Origin of the sequence: Pseudomonas sp. LF-5, assembly GCF_037626295.1 — a bacterium.
GTDB classification, from domain to species: Bacteria; Pseudomonadota; Gammaproteobacteria; order Pseudomonadales; family Pseudomonadaceae; genus Aquipseudomonas; species Aquipseudomonas monsensis.
On the sequence record NZ_JARKMT010000004.1, the window covers coordinates 356,184 to 377,901 of the forward strand.

At 62.1% G+C, this 21,718-nt stretch carries 25 protein-coding genes; 8 read left to right on the forward strand and 17 right to left on the reverse strand.

The window, feature by feature from the left end; translation table 11 throughout:
• Positions 1 to 26 precede the first annotated feature (26 nt).
• From PseuLF5_RS16405 to PseuLF5_RS16415, 3 genes are all read left to right on the forward strand, one after another.
• Complete coding sequence (locus PseuLF5_RS16405; RefSeq protein WP_186746401.1) at positions 27 to 512, forward strand: GNAT family N-acetyltransferase; 486 nt, start codon at positions 27 to 29, stop codon at positions 510 to 512.
• 142 nt (positions 513 to 654) lie between these two features.
• Positions 655 to 2,067, forward strand: coding sequence for an aspartate aminotransferase family protein (locus PseuLF5_RS16410; protein ID WP_340134022.1), 1,413 nt, complete (start codon positions 655 to 657; stop codon positions 2,065 to 2,067).
• An 82-nt stretch (positions 2,068 to 2,149) separates the two neighbouring features.
• On the forward strand, positions 2,150 to 2,374 hold the full coding sequence (locus PseuLF5_RS16415; protein WP_123466418.1) for an MbtH family protein: 225 nt from the start codon (positions 2,150 to 2,152) through the stop codon (positions 2,372 to 2,374).
• A 131-nt stretch (positions 2,375 to 2,505) separates the two neighbouring features.
• Here PseuLF5_RS16415 and PseuLF5_RS16420 read toward each other — a convergent pair whose 3' ends face one another.
• The 8 genes from PseuLF5_RS16420 to PseuLF5_RS16455 are packed head-to-tail and all read right to left on the reverse strand — an operon-like array spanning position 2,506 to position 8,799.
• Positions 2,506 to 3,411 (reverse strand): metal ABC transporter substrate-binding protein, encoded by a 906-nt coding sequence (locus PseuLF5_RS16420; protein WP_340134023.1) that lies wholly within the window; start codon positions 3,409 to 3,411, stop codon positions 2,506 to 2,508.
• Entirely contained in the window at positions 3,412 to 4,311 is a 900-nt protein-coding gene (locus PseuLF5_RS16425) for a metal ABC transporter permease (protein ID WP_123467302.1), read from the reverse strand.
• Positions 4,311 to 5,189 carry a metal ABC transporter ATP-binding protein gene (locus PseuLF5_RS16430; RefSeq protein WP_340134025.1) on the reverse strand — a complete coding sequence of 293 codons (879 nt, stop codon included), beginning with the start codon at positions 5,187 to 5,189 and terminating at the stop codon, positions 4,311 to 4,313. The genes PseuLF5_RS16425 and PseuLF5_RS16430 overlap by 1 nt, the downstream gene beginning before the upstream one ends.
• The gene (locus tag PseuLF5_RS16435) at positions 5,186 to 6,115 is read right to left on the reverse strand and encodes a metal ABC transporter substrate-binding protein (RefSeq protein WP_222832381.1); all 930 of its coding nucleotides are present in this window, start codon (positions 6,113 to 6,115) and stop codon (positions 5,186 to 5,188) included. Before PseuLF5_RS16435 ends, PseuLF5_RS16430 begins: the two co-directional genes overlap by 4 nt.
• Positions 6,116 to 6,150: 35 nt before the next feature.
• Positions 6,151 to 6,726: a DUF6162 family protein gene (locus PseuLF5_RS16440; protein WP_186746386.1), complete on the reverse strand. Its 576-nt coding sequence runs from the start codon at positions 6,724 to 6,726 to the stop codon at positions 6,151 to 6,153.
• Positions 6,723 to 7,064: a hypothetical protein gene (locus PseuLF5_RS16445; RefSeq protein ID WP_340134027.1), complete on the reverse strand. Its 342-nt coding sequence runs from the start codon at positions 7,062 to 7,064 to the stop codon at positions 6,723 to 6,725. Before PseuLF5_RS16445 ends, PseuLF5_RS16440 begins: the two co-directional genes overlap by 4 nt.
• Entirely contained in the window at positions 7,061 to 7,603 is a 543-nt protein-coding gene (locus PseuLF5_RS16450; protein WP_340134028.1) for a thiamine pyrophosphate-binding protein, read from the reverse strand. Before PseuLF5_RS16450 ends, PseuLF5_RS16445 begins: the two co-directional genes overlap by 4 nt.
• On the reverse strand, positions 7,600 to 8,799 hold the full coding sequence (locus PseuLF5_RS16455; RefSeq protein ID WP_186746380.1) for a PepSY-associated TM helix domain-containing protein: 1,200 nt from the start codon (positions 8,797 to 8,799) through the stop codon (positions 7,600 to 7,602). Before PseuLF5_RS16455 ends, PseuLF5_RS16450 begins: the two co-directional genes overlap by 4 nt.
• Positions 8,800 to 9,110: 311 nt before the next feature.
• On the opposite strand from PseuLF5_RS16455, the gene leuC reads away from it, so the two are divergent.
• Complete coding sequence (gene leuC / locus PseuLF5_RS16460; RefSeq protein WP_340134029.1) at positions 9,111 to 10,529, forward strand: 3-isopropylmalate dehydratase large subunit; 1,419 nt, start codon at positions 9,111 to 9,113, stop codon at positions 10,527 to 10,529.
• Positions 10,526 to 11,140: a 3-isopropylmalate dehydratase small subunit gene (leuD, locus tag PseuLF5_RS16465; protein ID WP_267804519.1), complete on the forward strand. Its 615-nt coding sequence runs from the start codon at positions 10,526 to 10,528 to the stop codon at positions 11,138 to 11,140. Before leuC ends, leuD begins: the two co-directional genes overlap by 4 nt.
• A 117-nt stretch (positions 11,141 to 11,257) precedes the next feature.
• Here the strand turns inward: leuD and PseuLF5_RS16470 are convergent, their stop codons facing one another.
• From PseuLF5_RS16470 to soxR, 5 genes are all read right to left on the reverse strand, one after another.
• Positions 11,258 to 12,172, reverse strand: coding sequence for a LysR substrate-binding domain-containing protein (locus PseuLF5_RS16470; protein WP_185015805.1), 915 nt, complete (start codon positions 12,170 to 12,172; stop codon positions 11,258 to 11,260).
• 57 nt (positions 12,173 to 12,229) lie between these two features.
• Complete coding sequence (locus PseuLF5_RS16475) at positions 12,230 to 13,531, reverse strand: dicarboxylate/amino acid:cation symporter (protein WP_340134030.1); 1,302 nt, start codon at positions 13,529 to 13,531, stop codon at positions 12,230 to 12,232.
• A gap of 96 nt (positions 13,532 to 13,627) precedes the next feature.
• Complete coding sequence (locus PseuLF5_RS16480) at positions 13,628 to 14,503, reverse strand: alpha/beta fold hydrolase (RefSeq protein WP_340134032.1); 876 nt, start codon at positions 14,501 to 14,503, stop codon at positions 13,628 to 13,630.
• 214 nt (positions 14,504 to 14,717) lie between these two features.
• Positions 14,718 to 15,176, reverse strand: a complete 459-nt coding sequence (locus PseuLF5_RS16485; protein WP_128615842.1) for a VOC family protein — start codon at positions 15,174 to 15,176, stop codon at positions 14,718 to 14,720.
• 161 nt (positions 15,177 to 15,337) lie between these two features.
• The gene (soxR, locus tag PseuLF5_RS16490; protein ID WP_123466391.1) at positions 15,338 to 15,793 is read right to left on the reverse strand and encodes a redox-sensitive transcriptional activator SoxR; all 456 of its coding nucleotides are present in this window, start codon (positions 15,791 to 15,793) and stop codon (positions 15,338 to 15,340) included.
• A 92-nt stretch (positions 15,794 to 15,885) separates the two neighbouring features.
• Between soxR and PseuLF5_RS16495 the strand changes: the two genes are divergently transcribed.
• Entirely contained in the window at positions 15,886 to 16,239 is a 354-nt protein-coding gene (locus tag PseuLF5_RS16495) for an antibiotic biosynthesis monooxygenase (RefSeq protein ID WP_123466389.1), read from the forward strand.
• Here PseuLF5_RS16495 and PseuLF5_RS16500 read toward each other — a convergent pair.
• The 4 genes from PseuLF5_RS16500 to msuE are packed head-to-tail and all read right to left on the reverse strand — an operon-like array spanning position 16,236 to position 20,309.
• On the reverse strand, positions 16,236 to 17,339 hold the full coding sequence (locus PseuLF5_RS16500; protein WP_340134034.1) for a sigma-54 interaction domain-containing protein: 1,104 nt from the start codon (positions 17,337 to 17,339) through the stop codon (positions 16,236 to 16,238). The genes PseuLF5_RS16495 and PseuLF5_RS16500 overlap by 4 nt on opposite strands.
• Positions 17,340 to 17,363: 24 nt before the next feature.
• A complete protein-coding gene (locus PseuLF5_RS16505) occupies positions 17,364 to 18,551 on the reverse strand; it encodes an acyl-CoA dehydrogenase family protein (protein WP_222832387.1) in 1,188 nt (395 codons plus the stop codon).
• A gap of 44 nt (positions 18,552 to 18,595) precedes the next feature.
• Positions 18,596 to 19,735 (reverse strand): FMNH2-dependent alkanesulfonate monooxygenase, encoded by a 1,140-nt coding sequence (gene ssuD, locus PseuLF5_RS16510; RefSeq protein ID WP_340134035.1) that lies wholly within the window; start codon positions 19,733 to 19,735, stop codon positions 18,596 to 18,598.
• A gap of 10 nt (positions 19,736 to 19,745) precedes the next feature.
• Positions 19,746 to 20,309, reverse strand: a complete 564-nt coding sequence (gene msuE / locus PseuLF5_RS16515; RefSeq protein ID WP_267804523.1) for an FMN reductase — start codon at positions 20,307 to 20,309, stop codon at positions 19,746 to 19,748.
• Positions 20,310 to 20,697: 388 nt separating this feature from the next.
• Here msuE and PseuLF5_RS16520 point away from each other — a divergent pair, with 388 nt between their 5' ends.
• Both PseuLF5_RS16520 and PseuLF5_RS16525 read left to right on the forward strand, forming a co-directional pair.
• Positions 20,698 to 20,967 (forward strand): hypothetical protein, encoded by a 270-nt coding sequence (locus PseuLF5_RS16520; protein WP_340134036.1) that lies wholly within the window; start codon positions 20,698 to 20,700, stop codon positions 20,965 to 20,967.
• Positions 20,968 to 21,067: 100 nt separating this feature from the next.
• The gene (locus PseuLF5_RS16525; RefSeq protein ID WP_123466376.1) at positions 21,068 to 21,682 is read left to right on the forward strand and encodes a LysE family translocator; all 615 of its coding nucleotides are present in this window, start codon (positions 21,068 to 21,070) and stop codon (positions 21,680 to 21,682) included.
• Positions 21,683 to 21,718 lie beyond the last annotated feature (36 nt).

The window sequence follows — 21,718 nt, forward strand, 5'->3', positions numbered from 1 at the left end:
ACTCAATGGATTGAGGGGATCGCGCCATGGAAGCACCCATCTGTATTCGTCCGGCCACCCTGGCCGACACCGGCATTATCAGCCGCATCATCGAGCGTTCGATCCGCATCGGTTGTGCACTCGATCACCGCAACAATCCCCGGCAAGTCGATGCCTGGGTCCGCCAGCAGTCCGCCGGACACCTCTGTACGTGGCTCGCCGATGCACGTTTCTACCTCAACCTCGCCCTGTTGCAGGACAAACCGGTGGGAGTCGGCATGGCGCTGGCCAGTGGCGACATCACCCTGTGCTACGTGCAGCCGGAGTGCTTCCGCCGTGGCGTCGGGCGGGCGCTGATGGATGATCTTCAAGGCTGGTTGCGCCTGCGCGGGGTGCAGCGGGTCAGTCTCAACAGCACCCGTACCGGCGAGGCGTTCTATCGACACCTGGGCTATCGCCAAGCGGCGCCGCCCTTGACCCATGAAGGTTTGCAGACTCTGCCCATGGTCCGGTCGTTTCCCGCCTGCGCCTGACAAACGATCAAGGGCCTAAATCCTCGGGACGCTTAAGCGTTTCCAGAACAGGAAAACCTGCATGTGCGCTCCGCGACCGGAACGCGCACCTGTCCAGTGTGCTGTTTTGGTCACTATCCATAGCGTATTGAGGGGTCGAGAGATGTCAGTCGCCACCAGCCTTATCGAACAGTCATCGGCCCGGGTCGCCTCGGCGCCGGCCGAAACGTTGTACCAGTTCCATGAATCACCGTTGCTCGCTCGCCAAAGCCAGCAGGAATCCAATGCGCGCAGTTATCCACGGCGCATTCCCCTGGCGCTCAAGCGTGCCAAGGGCCTGTACGTCGAAGATGTCGAAGGACGCAGCTTCATTGACTGCCTGGCCGGTGCCGGCACGTTGGCACTGGGGCATAACCACCCGGTGGTGATCGAGGCGATCCAGCAAGTGCTGGCCGATGAGTTGCCGCTGCACACCCTCGACCTGACCACGCCGGTCAAGGATCAGTTCGTGCAGGATCTGTTCGGTCTGCTGCCGCCGGCGCTGGCAGCGCAGGCGAAAATCCAGTTCTGCGGCCCGACCGGCACCGATGCCGTGGAAGCCGCGCTGAAACTGGTGCGCACCGCGACCGGGCGCAGCACCGTGCTGTCGTTCTCTGGCGGTTACCACGGCATGAGTCAGGGGGCGTTGAGCCTGATGGGCAGCCTGGGGCCGAAAAAACCGTTGGGCGCCTTGCTCAGTAACGGCGTGCAATTCATGCCGTTCCCTTACGACTACCGCTGCCCGTTCGGCCTCGGTGGCGCTGCCGGTGTCAACGCCAACCTGAGCTACCTGGAAAACCTGCTCAACGATCCGGAGGCCGGCGTGCAGTTGCCGGCGGCGGTGATTGTCGAAGCGGTGCAGGGCGAGGGCGGTGTGATCCCGGCGGACATCGAGTGGCTGCGCGGTTTGCGCCGTATCACCGAGAAGGCCGGCGTGGCGTTGATCATCGACGAGATCCAGAGCGGGTTTGCTCGCACCGGCAAGATGTTCGCCTTTGAACATGCCGGCATCACCCCAGACGTGGTGGTGCTGTCCAAAGCCATCGGTGGCAGCCTGCCGCTGGCGGTGGTGGTCTACCGCGACTGGCTCGATACCTGGCAGCCGGGCGCCCACGCCGGCACGTTCCGTGGCAACCAGATGGCGATGGCCGCCGGTTCTGCGGTGATGCGTTATCTGGTCGAACACAAGGTGTGCGAGCACGCCGAAGCCATGGGCGCACGCCTCAGCGAGCATCTGCGCATTCTGCAGCGCGACTTCCCGCAACTGGGCGATATCCGTGGGCGGGGCCTGATGCTCGGGGTTGAACTGGTCGATCCGAGTGGCCCGGTGGACGCGCTCGGTCATCCACCGGCCTTCGCTCGCCTGGCGCCGCTGGTGCAGCGCGAGTGCCTCAAACGCGGCCTGATCCTCGAACTGGGCGGTCGTCACGGCGCGGTGGTGCGCTTCCTGCCGCCGCTGGTGATCACTGCCACCGAAATTGATCGCGTCGCCGAGATCTTCGGTCGCGCGTTAGCCGCTGCCACCGCTGCGCTGTAAATTTTTTGCCGCGCCGCACGTTCTTTCTACATACCCGGCTGCACCTGTGGTGCAGCCCACCTTACAACGATGGAGAACCAGCATGACGTCAGTATTCGACCGCGAGGACATCCTCTTTCAGGTCGTGGTCAACCACGAAGAGCAGTACTCGATCTGGCCGGACTACAAAGCCGTGCCGCAAGGCTGGCGCACCGTGGGCAAGAGCGGCCTGAAAAAGGAATGCCTGGCCTACATCGAAGAGGTCTGGACCGATATGCGCCCACTGAGCCTGCGGCAGAAAATGGAAGCGCAGGTTGCCGCGCAATAAGCTGCCGGGCAAAAAGAAACCCGCTGAACCGGAGACGGTCAGCGGGTTTTTTCATGCCCGGATTTGTGTTGGCTGGGCAGGCCCTATCGCTAGCAGACTAGCGATGAACGGTAACGCGGTTTCGGCTGAAACTAAGCCCCGCTCAGACCTTTGAGCAGCAAATTTACATTGCCCTCAAGCTCCGCCACCGGATCCGCCGCATCGGTGCTCAACACCACCAGACGACTACCCGATTCGGCAATCGCCGCTTTCACTGACTCCGAAGGCTGGCGATGATGCAGCACCACCGCGACATCGTTGTCCTTGAGCGTTGTCGTGAGTTTCTTCAGATCCTCTGCCGTCCACTCCGCATCCGGTCGAGGATCCTGGCCGATCAGCTCCAGATTGAGGCTGCCGATCAGATAACCGAAGTGATCGCTGAGGCTCATCACGCTCAGATTGTCAGCGCTGGCCAGACGCGCCTCGCTGTCGGCACTGAGTTTCAGCAGACGCTGTTTCAATGCCGCCAGATTCGCCTCGATGGCAGGCTTGGCGCTAGGGGCCAGGCGCACCAGGTCCGCCGCCATCACGTCGGCCATGCGCCCCATGTTATTGCTCGCCAGCCAGGGCTGACTGTTCAGGCCATCAACCTTCAGGCCCGGTTGCACGGCAATGCCGGGCAGGGCGCCGTCCACCGGGCGCGCGGCGTCGACTTCAACGATGCGGATATTGCTGCGCCGAGCGATCGGGTACAGCGGATCATCGGCCCACAGCGAGCGCACGCCGATCACGGCATCGGCATCGGTCGCCAGTTTGCCCAGCGCCGGAGCACCACGACCGGTGAAGTACGCGGTCTGCCGACTGCCCGGCAGATTTGCCGGCGCCGCACGTTCAAGGTTGACGTCAGTGCCTTTGAGCAGCACTTCACCCAAGCCGTAAGTGATCGGCAGCGAGGCCAGCACGCGCAGGGGCTTGGCGTTTTCGGCCGCCAGCAACGGTGTGCCGACCACACCGCACAGCGTGATGGCCAGGGTCAGTTTTCGCAGTGAAAAAGTCATTTATCCAAGGTTCCCTTTCAGACTCGGGACAACCCCGCGCGCGATGGCGGCGAGGGCGAAGGCAATGCCGGCGACCAGAATGATCGCGGCGCCGGACGGAATCGGCAGATCGAACACGATCGGCGCCAGAATCCCGCACAAGGTGCTGACCGTGGCGATCACTACCGAGCACCCGAAAAAGCCTTTCAGCGACTGGCTGAGCAACCGCGCAGCGGCGGCGGGAATCACCAGCAGGGCGCCGACCAGAATCGCGCCGATCACTTTCACTGCGGCGACGGTGATCAGCGTCACCAGAATCACGAACAGATAATCCAGGGTCTTCACGGCCACGCCACGTACCGCCGCCAGTTGCGGGTTGAAACTGGCGAGCATGATGCGGTTGTACAGCGGCAGCGCCAGGGCCATGACCAGCGAACCGACGATGGCCAGCACCGCCAGATCATTGCCATTGACCGTCAGTACCGAGCCGAACAGCACGTTTTCCAGAATGTGCACGTTGATCTTGCCCGCCAGAATCAGCAGCAGGCTCGCCCCCAGGGCCAGCGATACCGAGAGGAACACGCCGATCAAGGTGTCCGGCGCCAGACCCGTGCGGTTGCGCAGGTAGTTGAGCAGGATGCCGAACAACAGGCAGTAACCGAACAGGCTGCCGTACGGCCCGGTGTAGGGTTCGCCAAGCAGAATGCCGATGGCCACGCCGGTCAGCGCCGCGTGGCCGACCGCTTCAGAGAAAAACGCGAAGCGCTTGACCACCACCAGCGTGCCAAGGCCGCCGAGTACCGGACCGATCAACAGCCCGGCAAGCAGCGCATTGACGACAAAACCGTAGGCCAATGCTTCCGGCAGATAACCGGACGAGGCCCAACCCTGGACCATCAAACGGAAGGCTTCGTAACTCATCAGGCAGCACTCCGTGGATGGGTCGAGAACAAGGTCAGCAGGCGTTCCGGGGTCAGTGCCTGTTGCGGCGTGGCGTCGAACAGCACGCGACGGTTGAGACCGGTGACGCGATTGGCCAGACGGCCAACGGCTTCCAGGTCATGCTCGATCCACAACACGGTAATGCCTGCGGCACGCCAGTCTGCGAGCAGGCGTTCGAACACCTGAATCCCGGCTTCATCGAGGGCCGACATCGGCTCATCGAGGACCAGCAATTGCGGCGCCGGGATCAAACCCTGGGCGAGAAGCACGCGCTGCCGTTCGCCACCGGACAAGGCGCCCATGCGGCGTTTGCGTTTGTCCTGCATGCCGACGCGTTCCAGCGCTTCACCGATGGCGCCGGCGTAGCGCTTGCTCAAACCGAGAAACGCCGGGCGACGCTGGCACATGGCGGCCATGAAATCGTCGACCGTCATTGGCAAGCCGCGATCGAACTCCAATGCTTGTGGCACGTAACCGATGGTGCCGGGCGCGCCGGGCCATTGCAGGCTGAGCTGGCCCTGATGCGGCATCTGCCCGAGCAAGGTCTTGATCAGCGAACTCTTGCCGCCGCCGTTGGGGCCCACCAGTGCGTGCACGCTGCCGGGCTGCACCTGGAAGCTGACGTTGTCGAGAATGGTTGTGCGGCCGAGCGTCAGACTGACCTGCGCAAATTCCAGCGTCGGCCCCGAAACCTGTGGGAGCGACGGTGCGACGATTCGACTTGCCCGCGAATGCGGTGTGTCATTCAACAATGATGTCGGCAGATCCGGCGCCTTCGCGAGCAAGTCGAATCGTCGCACCGTCGCTCCCACCGGGGTTTCGGTGTTGTCGGCGATCAGGTTTTCTTTGGAAGTCATGCGCCGGACTCCTGAATCGCCCGTACCACGGTGTTGAGGTTGCCGGTCATTTCCTTTTCGTATTTGTCGGCGGTGTATTCGCCATAGGAAATGTGCGACAGCGGGTACAGCTTGACGCCGGACTCACGCTGGATGGTTTCGACGTACGTCGACGGGAAGTCCATCTCCGAGAAGATCACTTTCACGTCGAGTTCGCGCAGTTGATCGATGGTCTTTTTCAATTGGCTCGGACTCGGCTCGATGCCGTGAGCCGGTTCGACCACGGCGGTCACTTCCAGACCAAACTCGCGCAGCAGGTAGTCGTAAGCCGCGTGCACCGTGGCCACGCGCAGTTCGGCGTTCGGCGCCTGGGTCAGTTTGGCCAGTGCGTCGGCGCGCATCTGCCGCAGGCGTTTACCGTAGGCGCGGGCGTTCTGGGTGTAAGTCTTGGCGTTGTCCGGGTCGAGCTTGCCCAGTTCGCGGGCGATGTTGTTGACCTGGGCAATGGACGCGCTGATCGACAGGAACGTGTGCGGATTCACCACTTTGCCGGCCCCGCGCGCGGCGGTGCCGGTGGCGGCCAGCAGCGGCACGTTTTCGTTGGCTTCGATGGTCTTGATGTTCGGCGTTTCACTGGCGGCGATCATGCGGTCGGCGAAGTCGTCATGGCCGACCCCGTTGAGCACGATCACGTCCAGTCCGCTGATGCGTTTGATGTCTTCGGCCCGAGGCTCGTAGGCGTGCGGGTTGAAGCCGGCGGGAATCAGCGGCACCACGTCGGCCTTGTCGCCGACGATGTTCGCCACGTAGCTGTAATAAGGGTGCAGGGTGATGCCGATGCGCAGGCGCTTGGCCGGATCGGCGCTGACCAGCGGGCTCAGCAGGCAGGCGCAAAGGCCTGCCAGAAACAGACGCAACAACGGACGGCGAGGGGATGAAATAGACATGGGCAAACGGTCTTCTCTCGAATGCGGGCGAAGGATCAATGGCGATGTTCGCGGGTAACCCCGGCATCGAATTGCGCGACGATCTGTTTCCAGCCGGCAGCGGACAGGGCGGCGGCGTCCAGCTGTTTCGGGGTTTGCACGGCCACGTCACGGTTGAGCCAGATGTCCGGCGCGGCCTGCGCGTCGGCGCCGGGCAGCATCACGAACGAACCGGCGACGGCAGGCGTCTGGCTATGGCCGAAATAGGCGCTGTCCGCCAGCAATTGCCAGGCGTGGCCGCCGCGACTGACCGAACTGGCATCCTGGGCAAACGGCGCGAATCCTTCATCGGCAAGATTTTGCGGAGTCGGCAGGGTGTGCTGTTCTTCGCGCAGCAGGCGAATTTCGTCCAGCGTCACCCGCAGGTCGGCATAGATGCCTTGCTCGGCGGCGCTGAGATCGCGGCGGGCGTCCAGCTGGTTGCTGGCGACCGGCTCCGGCTCATGGTCCACCCCGCGCCACGCCACCACCGAACCGGCAATCGCCAGAATCAGCAGGCACAACAGCAGCACATTGAGGGTTTCATGCCCGGCGCCGGCCGGGCGCACGATGTGTATGGTTGGCTTCGTCATGGGGCCTCGATATCGGCTTGGTCGATCTCGACCACGTGGCCGGGGCCCGCGTCGAACAGCACGTAGAATTCGGCACCGGGCTTCTTGAAGGTCAGGGTCGAATCGGCACCCAGTTTGCCCGGTACCAGAATGGTCTCGTCATAACCGATCACATCGAGGGTCACCCCTGGCGCACCGCTGCCGTCGGAAAAACCGCCGGTGCATCTGATCTGCTCAGCGTCGATGGCTTTGCACTCGCACATCGGGTTATGCGCCATGGCGCCGGTACTGAAACCGGCGCCGAGCACCAGCAGGGCGGCACTCAACCGCAGGCGCAGAGAGCGTTGAGAGCGGGTCATGGTTTGGCTCCTTGTTTGTTCAGCCAGGCCAGCGTGGCGGGGGAGGCCTGGCTCAATGGGATCGAGGCCTGATGCATGCTGCCGTCCCAGCCTTCCATGGTGATCCACAGTTCGGCGTCGGGACGGGTCTTTTCCGGGATCGGCATTTGCGTGCCCATGCGGTAGGGGGTGCCGAAGAAAATGGTGCCGGCGGCGCGCAGGCTGCGTGGCTTGCCGATGCGCAGGTAGGTGGCCTTGACCTGCTCGATGCAGGTGTCGCAGAGCGCAGCGCTGAAGTTCTTCATGTAGCCGGCCGGGCCAGTGAGTACCGGCGCTTCGTTGCGCAGTTCGGCCAGGCGCAGGCTCCACGGACCGACCTGGATTTCGCCGATTTCCCGTTGCCCGAGACCGCTGTCGCCGCGAAACAGCGAGGCGTCGGCGAAGTACTTGGGCATGAAGCCCAGCGGGATCAACAACAGCAGGACATTGATGTGGAAACGCCATTTGCGCCACAAGCGTGACAGGGGCGAAGGTGGCGTGGTCGCCTTGGACTTGCTCACAGGCTGGCCTCCGAAGGTTCACGGCTCATGACCGGTTGCGCCTTGATGCGGTTTTTCTTGTCCTCGCGCTTGAGCGCGTTGGCCGTGGCCAGGGCGGTGCGCTTGGTCCAGATCAGCAGGCCGCTGAGTACCATCAGGCTCAGCAGCAGGCCGAAGAAGAACCAGATCAGCTTGATCCAGATACCGCCGAAGTCACCGGTGTGCAGCGGGCGCATCGACTCGGTGACGAACTCCAGCGAGGAACGATCGGAGAGCAACCGTGAAGCGGCCATGTCGCCGTTGTACGGGTTGAGCGTGGCGGTCTGGAACATCAGCGGATACCAGCCGCGTCCACCGACGCTCATGTGGCTGTAGGCATTGCCCGGCAGGCTGACGAAACTGGCTTCCAGCCCGGGAATCTTCTGCTGGGCGATTTCGACGGCCCGGTCCAGGCTGATCCGTGGCGGCGGTGTGCCGGCCGCGGAAATCGGCACGCTCTCACGGGACATCGCCGGAATGATCGGCTCGCTGGAGATGGAAATCTGGTTGTCGAACAGAATCGCGCGAATCAGGAACCAGATGCCGGTGATGGAGATTACTGCGATGAACCAGATCGACCAGATACCACACAAGCGATGGAAGTCGCCCCAGAAGATCCGGGCGCCATGGCGCACCCGCAGGGTCGGGCGCAGGAAGCCTTTCCAGAATTTTTTGTAGACCACCAGGCCGGTGATCAACGACACCAGCATCGGCACGCCGAGGAACGACACCAGGTACCAGCCCCAGCTGTAGCCGTTGGTGAACGGCACCAGCCACCAGCCATGCAGGGCGCGGGTGAAGGCTTTGAAATCGAAGCTGGGCGCGGTGCCCTGGATCACCCCGGTGTACGGATTGACGTAGACCGTCAGCGAGCGCCCGTCGGGGTAGCTGACTTCAACGTCCAGGGCAAAGTGCGACTCGTCCGGCCGGCTGATGCTTTGCACCAGGGTTTGCGGTTCGGCGGTTTTGATCGCCGCCAGAACCTCGTCGTAACTGAGCCGTGGGGCGTCGTCCGACGGCGGGCTGGCGCGCATTTGCGGGTTGGCCAGCCAAACGATTTCCTGACTGACCACCGCCAATGTGCCGGTGACACAGACGATCAACACAAAAAACCAGATCGGTAACGCCAGCCAGCTATGCACCAGGAACCACAGTTTGGAGCGGGATTTCTTCGACATGATTGCGCGTCTTGATAGCGGTGAAAGGGCGCGTGGCTACGGGCTTCGCAGCACGGCATTCCCCGAAAGACCGGTCGTGGCTTTTGCCTACGCGAACGGCCTGCATCTCTATAGGACGGATGAGCAAGGCAAATCCCGATAGAGGATATGAAAGTAAATGTTTCGCAGTTCGCTCGATGCCCTCCCACAAGGGGCGTTCGAGGCCGGGATTGAACACGATTCATGATCTGCGCCATCACTGTCCGCCGATTGATGGCCAGCCCCCGCTCCCTATGATGGAAACCACACGGTTTCCTTGAGTGAGCGCTTTGATGACCCCCAGAACCCTCTACGACAAACATATCGACTCGCACACGGTGTGCCGCCTCGACGATCAGGGCCACGTGCTGCTCTATATCGACCGGCAGGTGATCAACGAATACACCAGCCCGCAGGCCTTCAGCGGTTTGCGGGCTGCCGGCCGCACGGTCTGGCGGCCGGGCACGGCGCTGGCGGTGGTCGATCACGTCAACCCGACAGCGCCGCTGCGGATCGCCGCAATGCCCGATGCCGGCGGGGCGCGGCAGGTGTCGTATCTGGCGGAAAACTGCCGTGACTTCGGGATCGAACTGCTCGACATCCTCGACAAGCGCCAGGGCATCGAACATGTGATCGCCCCGGAGCAGGGTTTCATCCTGCCGGGCATGGTCATTGCCGCTGGCGACAGCCACACCACGACCTACGGCGCGCTGGGTGCATTCGGTTTCGGCATCGGCACCTCCGAGATCGAGCACCTGCTGGCCTCGCAGACCCTGGTCTATAAACGCCTGAAAAGCCTGCGAGTGACCGTCGATGGCGAGCTGGCACCGGGCCTGACGTCGAAAGACCTGATCATGGCGCTGATCGGCCGGATCGGCGCGTCCGGGGCCACCGGTTACGCCATCGAATTCTGCGGGGCGACCATTGATGCCCTGAGCGTCGAAGCCCGCATGACCATCTGCAACATGGCGGTCGAGGCCGGCGCCCGCGGCGCTTTTATGGCCCCGGATGAGAAAGTGTTCGCTTATCTCAAAGGCAAACCACGTGCGCCGCAAGGTGAGCTGTGGGAACAAGGCCTGAAGACGTGGCGCGAATTGCGCAGTGATCCCGGGGCGCTGTTTGACCGGGAAATCCACCTCGATGCCCGTGAACTGGAACCGATGGTCACTTGGGGCACCAGTCCGGACCAGGTTGCCCCGATGGGCGCGCGAGTGCCCGATCCGCAAACCGTCAGCGATCCGATCCTGCGTCAGGACATGCGCCGCGCCCTCAACTATATGGGCCTGGAACCGGGCATGGCGCTGAGCGATATCGTCATCAGCCACGCTTTTATTGGCTCATGCACCAACGCCCGGATCGAAGACCTGCGCGATGCCGCCAGTGTTGTGCGTGGTCAGCAAGTGGCCGGGCATGTGCGGGCGATGATCGTGCCCGGCTCCAGTGAGGTGCGCGCCCAGGCCGAAGCTGAAGGCCTGGCGCAGATCTTTATCGACGCGGGGTTCGAATGGCGTCAGTCCGGTTGTTCGATGTGCCTGGCGATGAACGATGACGTGCTCGCCCCCGGCGACCGCTGTGCTTCCAGCACCAACCGCAATTTCGAAGGCCGCCAGGGTGCCGGTGCGCGTACCCACCTGATGAGCCCGGCGATGGTCGCCGCCGCCGCGATCCGCGGTCGTCTCACCGACATCCGCCACTTTGGAGAACGCCCATGAGCCTGCAACCCTTCACCCACGTCAGCGGCCAGGCCGCGCCATTGCTGGCGGCCAACGTCGACACCGACGTAATCATGCCCAAGCAGTTTCTCAAAGGCATCGACCGTCAGGGGCTGGATCGCGGATTGTTTTTCGACCTGCGATTCCGGCCGGATGGCACGCCCGATCCCGCATTCGTGCTGAACCAGCCTGCGTGGCAGGGTGCGAGTTTCCTGGTGGTCGGTCCTAACTTCGGCTGTGGCTCCAGCCGTGAACACGCGGTGTGGGGCTTGCAGCAAATGGGCATTCGCGCGCTGATCGGCAGCAGTTTTGCCGGGATCTTTTTTGATAACTGCCAGCGCAACGGGGTGTTGTTGATTACCCTGGACGGCGCGCAGGTACAGCGGATCGGAGCGCTTGTCGGTCAGCCTGAAACGGCGCGGATCAGCATTGATCTGGAGGCGCAACACATTGCCCTGGCGGATGGCAGCGTGATCGGGTTCCAGATCGACAGTTTGCGCAAAACCGCGCTGCTGCTGGGGCTGGACGCCATCGGCAGCACCTTGCAACGCCGCGAACAGATCAAAGATTTCGAACGCCAGCACCTGGCCAACAACCCTTGGCTTTCCTGATATCCCTTGTAGGCGTGAGCCTGCTCGCGATGGCGGTGTGTCAGGTACAACGGTCCTGACTGATCCATCGCTATCGCGAGCAGGCTCACTCCTACAGGGAGGGTTGTGGTGTCGGGGCTACAGCGATAACCCTTTGAAATGTTCCTGCAAGAACTCTACGCACGCGCGCAATTTTCCCGAATGCGCCAGCCGCGTCGGGTACACCGCCCAGACGTTCGCGCTCTGGCTGTAGTCCTCCAGCACCTGCACCAGCCGCCCTTGCGCCAGCAGCGGTTTCACATCCCACAGTGAGCGCAGCAACACCCCGCGTCCGTCCAGCGCCCATTGCAAGACAATCTCGCCGTTGTTTGACGACAATGGCCCACTGACCCGCACGCTCTCTTGTCCGCCATCGCGATCCAGATTCCAGATGCCGAAGGCGTTGTCGCGCTCCTTGATCACCAGGCAATCGTGCTGTTGCAGTTCATCCAGGGTCTGCGGTGTGCCGCGACGTTGCAGATAACCGGGGGCGGCGCACAGCACCCGCCGGTTACTGGCCAGACGCCGGCCGAGGTGCTGGCCGGGAATGTCATCGCCAACGCGGATCTCCAGGTCGAAGCCTTCGTTGATGATGTCCACCACCCGGTCGAACAGGTCGAGGCGAATTTCCAGGTGCGGATAACGTTCCGCCAGCAACGACACCGCCGGTGCCACGTGATTGCGCCCGAAACCGAAACTGCTGCAGATGTGTAAACGCCCACGTGGGCTGTCGTGCGCGTCGGACAGCTCGTCGTGCAGTTGCTGAAAGTCATCGAGAATGCGCAACGCCCAGCGCTGCACCCGTTCGCCGTCCTCGGTCAGTGAGACACGACGACTGGTGCGGTGCAGCAGGCGAGTGCCGAGGGTGGTTTCGAGAATCTGGATGCGTTTGCTGACGTAGGCCGGTGACAGGCCCAACTCATCGGCCGCGGCGGCGAAGCCGTTCTGGCGGATCACGGTGAGCAGCACACGCAGGTCTTCGGGCAGGGGCACGGTGTCTTTCTTCTGGGACATGTCAAAAACGAACACTGGCGGCACAAGCCGCCAGAATAGCATTGCCGTTGGCGGCGATTACTCGGTGGCAACTCTGGCTTTGGCGGCACGGGCATGACGGCCGGACTTGAGGGCGATGGGCGCGAGTTTGTCGCGATCCAGTTCACCCTCCCACGCGGCGATGACCAATGCAGCAACCGCGTTGCCAATGATGTTGGTCAGTGAACGGCATTCGGCCATGAAACGGTCGACGCCGAGGATCAGCACCATTGCCGCCACCGGCACGGTCGGCACCACGGCCAGGCTCGCCGCCAGCGCGACAAATCCGGCACCGACCACGGCGCCCGCACCTTTGGAGGTGAGCATGGCCACCGCCAACAAGGTCAGCTGCTGTTCCAGCGACAAGTCGATATTGGTCGCCTGGGCAAGGAACAACACCGCCAGGGTCATATAGATGTTGGTGCCATCCAGGTTGAAGGTGTAACCGGTCGGCACCACGATGCCGACCACGCCTTTCGAGGCGCCCAGGCTTTCCAGTTTCTGGATCAGTTGTGGCAACGCTGATTCGGAGGAGCTGGTGCCGAGCACGATCAGCAGTTCAGCCTTTATATAGCCGAGCAGTTTGAAAATGCTGAATCCGGCGTACCGCGCGATCGCGCCGAGCACGCAGGCCACGAAGATAAACGCGGTCAGGTAGAACGTGCCGATCAGCTTCAACAACGGCAGCAGCGAGCCGACCCCATACTTGCCAATGGTGAAGGCAATCGCGCCGAACGCGCCAATCGGTGCCACCCGGGCAATCATGCCGACAATGCGGAAGAACACTTCACTGGCCTGATTGATGATGCCCACCAGCGGCCGGCCCTTTTCACCGACCATCACCAGCGCCACGCCAAACAGCACCGAAACGAACAGCACCGGGAGAATTTCTCCCTTGGAGAACGCGTCGAAAAACGTCGTCGGGATCACATGCAGGAGAAACCCGGTGATGCCCTCGCCGTGCTCGGCCTGACCGACAAAACCGGCAATCGCCGAGGAATCGAGGGTCTTCACGTCAATGTTGAAACCGGCGCCGGGATGCAGCAGATGCGCGGCAAGGATGCCGATCACCAGGGCGAGGCTCGACACCACTTCGAAGTACAGCAACGCTTTGCCGCCGACCCGGCCGACCTGTTTCACGTCGTGCATGCTGGTGATGCCGGAGACCACCGTGCAGAAGATGATCGGGCCGATGATCATCTTGATCAGTTTGATGAAACCGTCACCCAGCGGCTTGAGTTCGACTCCGGCCTGCGGCCAGTAATGGCCGATCAGCACGCCGAGGGCGATGGCGACGATCACCTGTACATAAAGGGTTCCCAGTAGTTTTCGAATAGTCATTGTTATTATCTCGAGACGGATTTCGGGCATGACGATCCCGCACGGGCCAGTCGAGGCCCGTGGCAGGAAACGGTTCAGGTCAGGGCGAAGCGGCGGTCAGCGCAAAAAGGTCAGCGCTTCGGCGAGCAACAGTTCCGGGACTTCTTCGGCGAGGTAGTGGCCGGCGGGCAATGCCTGGCCGCTGACGTTGGCTGCCACCTGCTGCCATTCCTTGAGCGGATCAAAGCAACGCCCGACGGTGCCTTCGGCGCCCCACAACACGCGCAGCGGCAACTTCAGGTGGTGTCCGGCGGCGATGTCGGCGCGGTCGTGCTGCAAGTCGATGTCGGCGCTGGCGCGATAGTCTTCGCAGATGCCGCGGGCACTGCCCGGTTGTTGCAGACAGCGTCGATATTCCGCGAAAGCCTCGTCGGTGAACGGCTTGAGCCCGGCACTGCGGCTGCCCATCACGCTGCGCAGATAAGCCTCGGGATCGGCTTCGATCAGGGTTTCCGGCAATGGCGCCGGGCGGATCAGGAAGAACCAGTGCCAGTAGGCGCGGGCAAATGCTTCGTTGGTCTGCGTGTACATCGACAGGGTCGGCGCGATATCGAGCAGCATCATGCGCTGCACGGCATGCGGGTGATCGAGGGCCAGGCGGTGGGCGACCCGCGCGCCCCGGTCGTGGGCGAGTATCGAAAACCGCTCGAAGCCCAGCGCTTGCATCAACTCGACATTGTCGCGGGCCATTTCGCGTTTCGAGTAATTGCGGTGCAGCTCATCGGCGGCGGGGCGAGCGCTGTCGCCATAGCCGCGCAGATCGGCGGCGACCACGGTGAAGTGTTCGGCCAGTTGCTCGGCAATCTTGTGCCAGATCACGTGGGTTTGCGGGTGACCGTGCAGCAGCAACAGGCCCGGTCCGCTGCCGCCGACGCGGCAGGCAATGTCGACGCCGTTGATGTGGCGCTGGTCCTTGAGAAATCCGGCAAACATCGGGCTGATCCTTTTTCAGGGTTCTTGTTGGATGCATCCTGAAAGGGTGTGGCGCTGGGGGCAATACGGGAAGCGTGGTGTGGCGGTTCATGAAGTGTGATGTGTGGTGCGTGTGCCGGCCTCTTCGCGGGCAAGCCCGCTCCCACATTTGGAATGCGTTCCCTTGTGGAAGCGGGCTTGCCCGCGAAGAGGCCATTGCTGGCGCCGAACAAACTCAGGCTTGCTGAAACATCTCCAGCGCCCGCTGCCGAATCTGCGCTTCGGTCAGATCTTCCTTGCGCGAAGCGAGAAACCACAGGTGCCCATAGGGATCCTTCAACGTCCCGCTGCGATCCCCGTAAAACTGATCCTTGACCTCGGACACCGTCGTCGCCCCGGCGTCGAGTGCCCGTTGAAATGATTTGTCGACGTCGGTGACATACAGATGCAAACCGACCGACACCGCGTTGTCCGGGCCGCTCAACGGCCCCTGATCGCAAGGCGTACCGAGCATGATCGCGCTGTCGCCGATGCGCAGCTCCGCATGGCCGATTCGGCCGTCGGGCATGTCCAGACGCATGACTTCGGTGGCACCGAAGGCTTTCTTGTAGAAGTCGATGGCTTCGGTGGCCTTATGGATGCCGAGATACGGGGTAATGCTGTGATACCCCTCGGGAATGGGTTTGACGCTCATGACGTTCTCCCTGATTGTTGTTCTATAAATGGGCTTCACCGGTTTTCCGGAAGAATCACTATAGAACTGTCCTGACGGCCAGGATTTTCAACCGACGAGCAGCACCCGCAAGGCCACGCTCACGTTGACCTTGTGGCAAGCTCCCTCGCCACAACGAACGATTAAGGCTCGACGGGAAAATGCGCCCCCGGCCCCTGTTCCCCCAGCACATCGCCCTGATTGCGCAGCGGACACGCCTCCATCGACAGACACCCACAGCCGATGCAACCGGTGAGCCGGTCGCGCAGCAGGGTCAGTTGGTTGATCCGCTCATCCAGTTCCTGTCGCCATTGCTCGGACAAAACCTTCCAGTCCGCCGCCGTCGGGGCGCGATCCTCCGGGAGCCGCTTCAGCGCCTCGCCAATCTCCGCCAGGGGGATGCCCAGACGCTGGGCGACTTTGATCAATGCCACCCGCCGCAACACCGCCCGTGGATACCGCCGCTGATTGCCGGCATTGCGCTGGCTCTTGATCAGTCCCTTCGATTCATAAAAGTGCAGGGCCGTGACCGCGACGCCGCTGCGGGCCGCGACTTCGCCGACGGTGAGCGGCTTGTGTACGTTTTCCTTGGTGATCATTGCAAAATGCTCTTGACCTTGACTTAACTAGAGGTTTTACCCTGCAGGCCTTCGAGTCGCAAGATTCGTCTAACGCCGAGTGGGGGCTTTCCATGAAAAACCGCAGCTTTACCCAATTGATCGAATTTGAAATCGAACCCCGTCAGCAACCGGCTCTGGTCAGCGCGCTGTCGGTGCAGACCGAACGCCTGGCCCAGCGTTACGACGGTTTCGTCAGCGCCAGTGTGCAGGCCAGCGACGATGGCCGGCGTGTGCTGAGCTTTCTGCAATGGCAGAGTCGTGAGGCGGGAGAGGCCGCGTTTCGCAGTTTCGAAAGCGGCGAGCAAGACTTCTGGCAACTGATCCACGCCCATCACGCGCGGACCATCACGTTCAACTCCTTCCAGGTGCTGAGCAGCATTGCCCGCAGTCACGACGATGCGCTGCACTGCAACCTGGTCGGCTAGATCGACAACTGGATCAAACGCTCACCTTGCAGGTTCTCGCAATGTCGCCGCTTGTTCACCGCCAGTTCACCGATCTTGATCAGGCGCGTGCGCGTGACGTTGCGGCTCAGACCGAGCAGCGCCGCCGTATGCACCTGGTTGTAATGGCAGAAGCGATAAGCGGCGCGCAGCAAGGCGTCTTCGACTTTTTCGTGCAACGCACCGGCCTGTTGCGCGAAGAGTTTTTCAAAGGCTTGTTCCAGCAAGGCTTCCGGTGAATCGTCGGCACTGCTGTGGTGATCGTCCGGTCGCTCGATGCGCAGGTTTGACAGGCGCAGATCATCACGCTCGATCACGCCGTTGCGGCAGATCAACAAGGTGTGATGGATGACGTTTTCCAGCTCGCGGATGTTGCCCGGCCAGCCGTAGGCGCGCAGTTTTTGCTCGGCGCCGGGGCTGATATTGACGCGGCCGTAACCCAGACGCTGGCTGTAGGCCTCGATGAAATGCCGGGTCAGCGGCAGGATATCGCCGGGCCGTTCGCGCAACGGACTCAGTTCCAGATTGACCACATTGAGCCGGTAATACAGATCTTCGCGAAAGTTGCCGGCATTAATGGCCTTCTCCAGTTGCACGTTGGTGGCCGCCAGCACCCGCACGTCGATGGGAATGCTCTTGCGCGAACCGAGGCGCACCACCTCGCGCTCCTGCAACACGCGCAACAACTTCACCTGAATCGCCATCGGCAGATCGCCGATTTCGTCAAGGAACAAGGTGCCGCCATCAGCTTCCTCGAACCACCCGGCCTTGGCGCTCAGGGCGCCGGTGAACGCGCCTTTTTCGTGACCGAACAATTCGGCTTCCACCAGCGATTCGGAAAACGCTCCGCAATTGACGGCGATGAATGGACGATGACGGCGATGGCTCAGGTTATGAATATGCCGCGCCACCAATTCCTTGCCGGTGCCGGTCTCGCCGATGATCAGCACGCTGGCCTCGCTCGGCGCGACCTGTTGCAGGTGCGCGAGCAATGCCTGGGATTTCGGGTCTTCGAACACCTGCGCGGTAGCGCGAATCGACGTCGCCAGGGCGGGTGAGGGCGGTAGGGTCAGCAGTTGCATGGGCGCGTCCTTATGGAGGCAGGATCAGGAATAGAACGTCGGCACTGGCAGGGACTGGTTCAGCGCCCAGTCGCCCAACTCGTGGAGTTTGTAATCCAGCGGGTCGTGCAGGGTTTGCGTACGCAGGTTGCGCCAGTGGCGGTCGAGGCGCAGCGAGGCATGGGTGGAACGTGCGCCGGTCACCTCGAACAGACGGCTGCAGATCTCCAGGCCCTGGCGGCTGGCCGCGACTTTGGCCGTGGCAATCGCGGTGGCGACATGGCCGCGCTCTTCAGCGCTGAGGCTCGCACCCTTGGCCCACGCGGCATCGAGCAATGCCGCGGCGCGCTCGACCAGCAGGCGGATGCCTTCCAGGGCGACCCAGAATTCGCCGTAATGGGCGAGCACGTAAGGATCTTCGCGCACATCGCGGGCCGACGATTTGTGCCACAGCCGGGTTTCCTTGAGGGTGTATTGCCGCGCTTCCTCGAAAGCGCCTTCGGCGATGCCGAGAAACATGTGGGTGAAGGTCAGTTGCGCGATCAACGGCCGCAGGCAGGCGAACGGTGTGCTCAGCGGGCCGGGATCGAGGAGCAATTCCGACTCCTCGACCCGCACCCGTTCGAACGTGGCGCTGCCGCTGTCGGTCTGGCGCTGGCCGATGTTGTTCCAGTCGTCGTGCAGGGTGATGCCACTGCGCCCGCTGGGGATCGCTGCGATCAGCAACTTGCCGCCGGCGTTTTCATCCACCGCCGAGGCGATCAGCATCTGCGAGTCGCTGGCGCCGGAGCAGAAGCTTTTCTTCCCGGAAAACTCGCGCCAGCCGCCGAGATCCTTGACCACGGTGCGGGTGTCGAGGGGATTGAGCGCATTGCCCCAGAACCAGTTCTGTCGCGCCGTCTGTTCGAACCAGGGTTGCCATTGTTCCGGGCGGGAAAACAGGCGCACGGTGGCGAGCATCAAGTGATGAAAGCCGAAGACGTGGGCGATGGAGCTGTCGACCTTGGCGAACTCGCGCACAATCTGCAGGGTTTCGCTCCAGCTCGCGCCGAGGCCGCCGTAGCGAACGGGAATGCTCAGGGCCAGCAGGCCACTGTCGCGCAGGGCATCGCGCTCAGCTTTCGGCGTGCCTCCACGTTCGTCGCGCTCGACGGCTGTCAGGGCAAATTCGGCGGCCAGTTGGCGGGCGGTCTGAAGTGGGGAAAGCAGGGTACTTTGCGGTTTGGCAGTCACACGGTGTTCCTCGAAATCGATTGCAGTCCCTCTGTGGGCGCGGGTCAGGACTTGGTGGGCAGCACATCATTGGCGATCATTTCGCCAAACGGCCCGGTGAGGTTGGTCACGCCGCGCCCGGCCAGGCTCGCGTAAGGTTCCGGCAACAGTGGGAACACCAGTTCGGCAAAACGGTAAGCCTCTTCCAGGTGCGGATAACCGGAAAAGATAAAACTCTCGATGCCCAGGTCCGCGTATTCCTTGATCCGCGTCGCCACTTGTTGCGGATCGCCGACCAGCGCGGTACCGGCACCGCCGCGCACCAGACCGACACCGGCCCACAGGTTTGGCGCGATTTCGAGGTTGTCGCGACGGCCATCGTGCAACGCCGCCATGCGCCGCTGACCCTCGGAGTCGAAACGCGAGAAGGATTTCTGCGCGGCTTCAATGGTTTCGTCACTGATGTGTTCAATCAGCTTGTCCGCGGCTTTCCACGCCTCTTCGGCGGTCTCGCGCACGATCACATGCAGGCGAATGCCGAACTTGACCTTGCGTCCGTGCCGCGCGGCGCGTTCGCGCACATCAGCGAGTTTTTCCGCGACGGCGGCGGGTGGTTCACCCCAGGTCAGGTAGACATCGACCTGTTCGGCGGCCAGGTCATGGGCCGCGTCGGACGAACCGCCGAAGTACAGCGGCGGGTAAGGTTTCTGCACCGGCGGATACAGCGCTTTGGCGTTCTGCACCTTCAGGTGCTTGCCCTCGAAATCCACCGCCTCACCTTGCAACACCCGGCGCCAGATCTGCAGGAATTCGTCAGTGACTTCATAGCGTTCGCTGTGACTGAGGAAACTGCCGTCACCACGGTTCTCATCCGGGTCGCCACCGGTCACGACGTTGATCAACAGGCGGCCGTTGGACAGTCGGTCCAGCGTTGCCGCCATGCGCGCCGAGACAGTGGGTGAAATGATCCCCGGTCGGATCGCCACCAGATAGCGCAGGCGTTCGGTCAAAGGCACCAGCGCCGACGCGATCACCCACGAGTCTTCGCAGGAGCGCCCGGTGGGAATCAACACGCCGTGATAGCCGATGCTGTCAGCGGCCTGGGCCACTTGTTTCAGATAATTGAGGGTGACCGGGCGGGCGCCTTGTGTCGTGCCCAGATAATGGCCGTCACCGTGGGTCGGCAGGAACCAGAAAACATCCATGAACAGCTCCTTAAGCGATCTTCAGCAACGGTTTGATTTGTGTGGCGAACAGCGGCGCGGCGCGTTCGGCGGCGAGACGGATACGCGCCTTCAGCGGTTCGCTGGTGATCTGGTAATCGACAAAATCGGCCTCGGTGGCATAAACGCCGATCGGCAGGGTGACTGCCTGGAAGAAGCTGAACAGCGGGCGCAACTGGTGATCGAGCACCAGCGCATGGCGTTCGCTGCCACCGGTGGCGGCTAACAGGACGGGGGTGTCGATCAGTGCGTTGAGGTCGATCAGGTCGAACAGATGCTTGAGCAGACCCGGGTAGGACCCGCGATAAACCGGCGCAGCAACAATCAACAGGTCGGCCTGTTCGATGGCGCGCAGTTCGGCCTCGACTTCGGCGCTCAACTCCTGACGCGAAAGGGCGCCGCCGAGCGGACGGGCGATGTCGCCGAGTTCGATCAGATGACTCTCGATCGACAAATGTCCGGCCAGTTCGGCGAGCAGCGCCTGGGTCAGCACCAGGGTACGGGACGGACGCCAGGTGCCGCCGGAGAGGGCGACGACTTTCAGGGGACGCGACATGTTCAGTTCCTTTTTCAACAGTTGCTCAACGAGCAGTGAGTAAGTCACCGGACTTGAGCAAACGCTGTACCAATTCCTGGAGCGCCCGGTTTACGGGGCGTTGAGCGTTATCGTGATGATCTGCTGTGTGAGTTTCAGGTGGCTTTGTTGAATGACTGTTGGCTAGGCAACAGTTGCTGGAGCAACAGTCGCCAGGGCATGCAGGGATTTATAAAGGCTGTTTGTTATTCCGCAAAAGAACCTTAATTGATATTTATAGAGCTTTCGGAGATATGCGACGCTTCTGTGGATTTCCTGATAGCCACTATTGAGCGTGTTGATTTTTGCGCGAGCGGGGGCGGGCGTAGCCTTTGTCCATCGACTCCCATTGCTCGCCAGGACGCTCCCCATGAATCGCTTACTGACTGTTTCCCTGATGCTCGCTGTCTCCGTACTCGCCGGTTGTGCCAGCCATGTATCCCCGGAACTGCGCCCCTACACCGCGGAAGAATCCCGAGAACTGGCGATGGAGGCGCTCAATCGCAGCGGCCTGTCCTTCGACGAATACCACGCGAAAAAAGCGCAATTAGTCGGTCAGCCACAGAAGACGCTCGGTTTCGACCAGAAGGGTGAGATGAGCGCCGGGCGTGCCGTACAGTTGCACGGCCGTCCAAGCTGAAAAGAAATTGTACTGCTCGAAATTTTCGCTAACTGTCCGTGGGTTTGCCGCGTCGCGTGGGATAGGGTCAACACCTGAATGACCCTGCCGGATTGCTGCCATGACCCTCTCGCTTGATCTTTTGTTGGGCTTTGCCCTGTTTGCCCTTGTCACCTCGATTACCCCGGGGCCGAATAACACGATGTTGCTGGCATCGGGCGTTAACTTCGGGTTCAACCGCACCATCCCTCATATGCTCGGCATCACCTGTGGATTCTTCGTGCTGGTGCTCGCGGTGGGCTTTGGCCTGGGCACGGTGTTTCAGACATATCCACTGCTCTACAGCGTTCTGCGTTACGTCGGCGCAGCGTATCTGCTGTACCTGGCCTGGAAAATTGCCCATTCGGGGCCGGTCGCAGACAACGCTGACGGCGAGGCAAAACCGATCAGCTACCTCGGCGCAGCAGCCTTTCAGTGGGTCAATCCCAAGGCATGGATCATGGCCATCGGTGCCATCAGCACTTACACGCCAATGCAGGGTTACTTCACCAATGTCGTGGTCATCGCAGCGGTGTTCGCCATCATCAACCTGCCGAGTGTCGGCCTCTGGGCGGCGTGCGGCACGCTGTTGCGCAATGTGCTGAAGGAGGCGCGCTGGTTGCGCGTGTTCAACTGGGGCATGGCGGCGTTGTTAGTGATCTCGTTGTATCCGTTACTTCTCGAAAGCTTTAGCTGACGCATTGCTTCAACCGCCGGCCCGATGCCTGTTAAG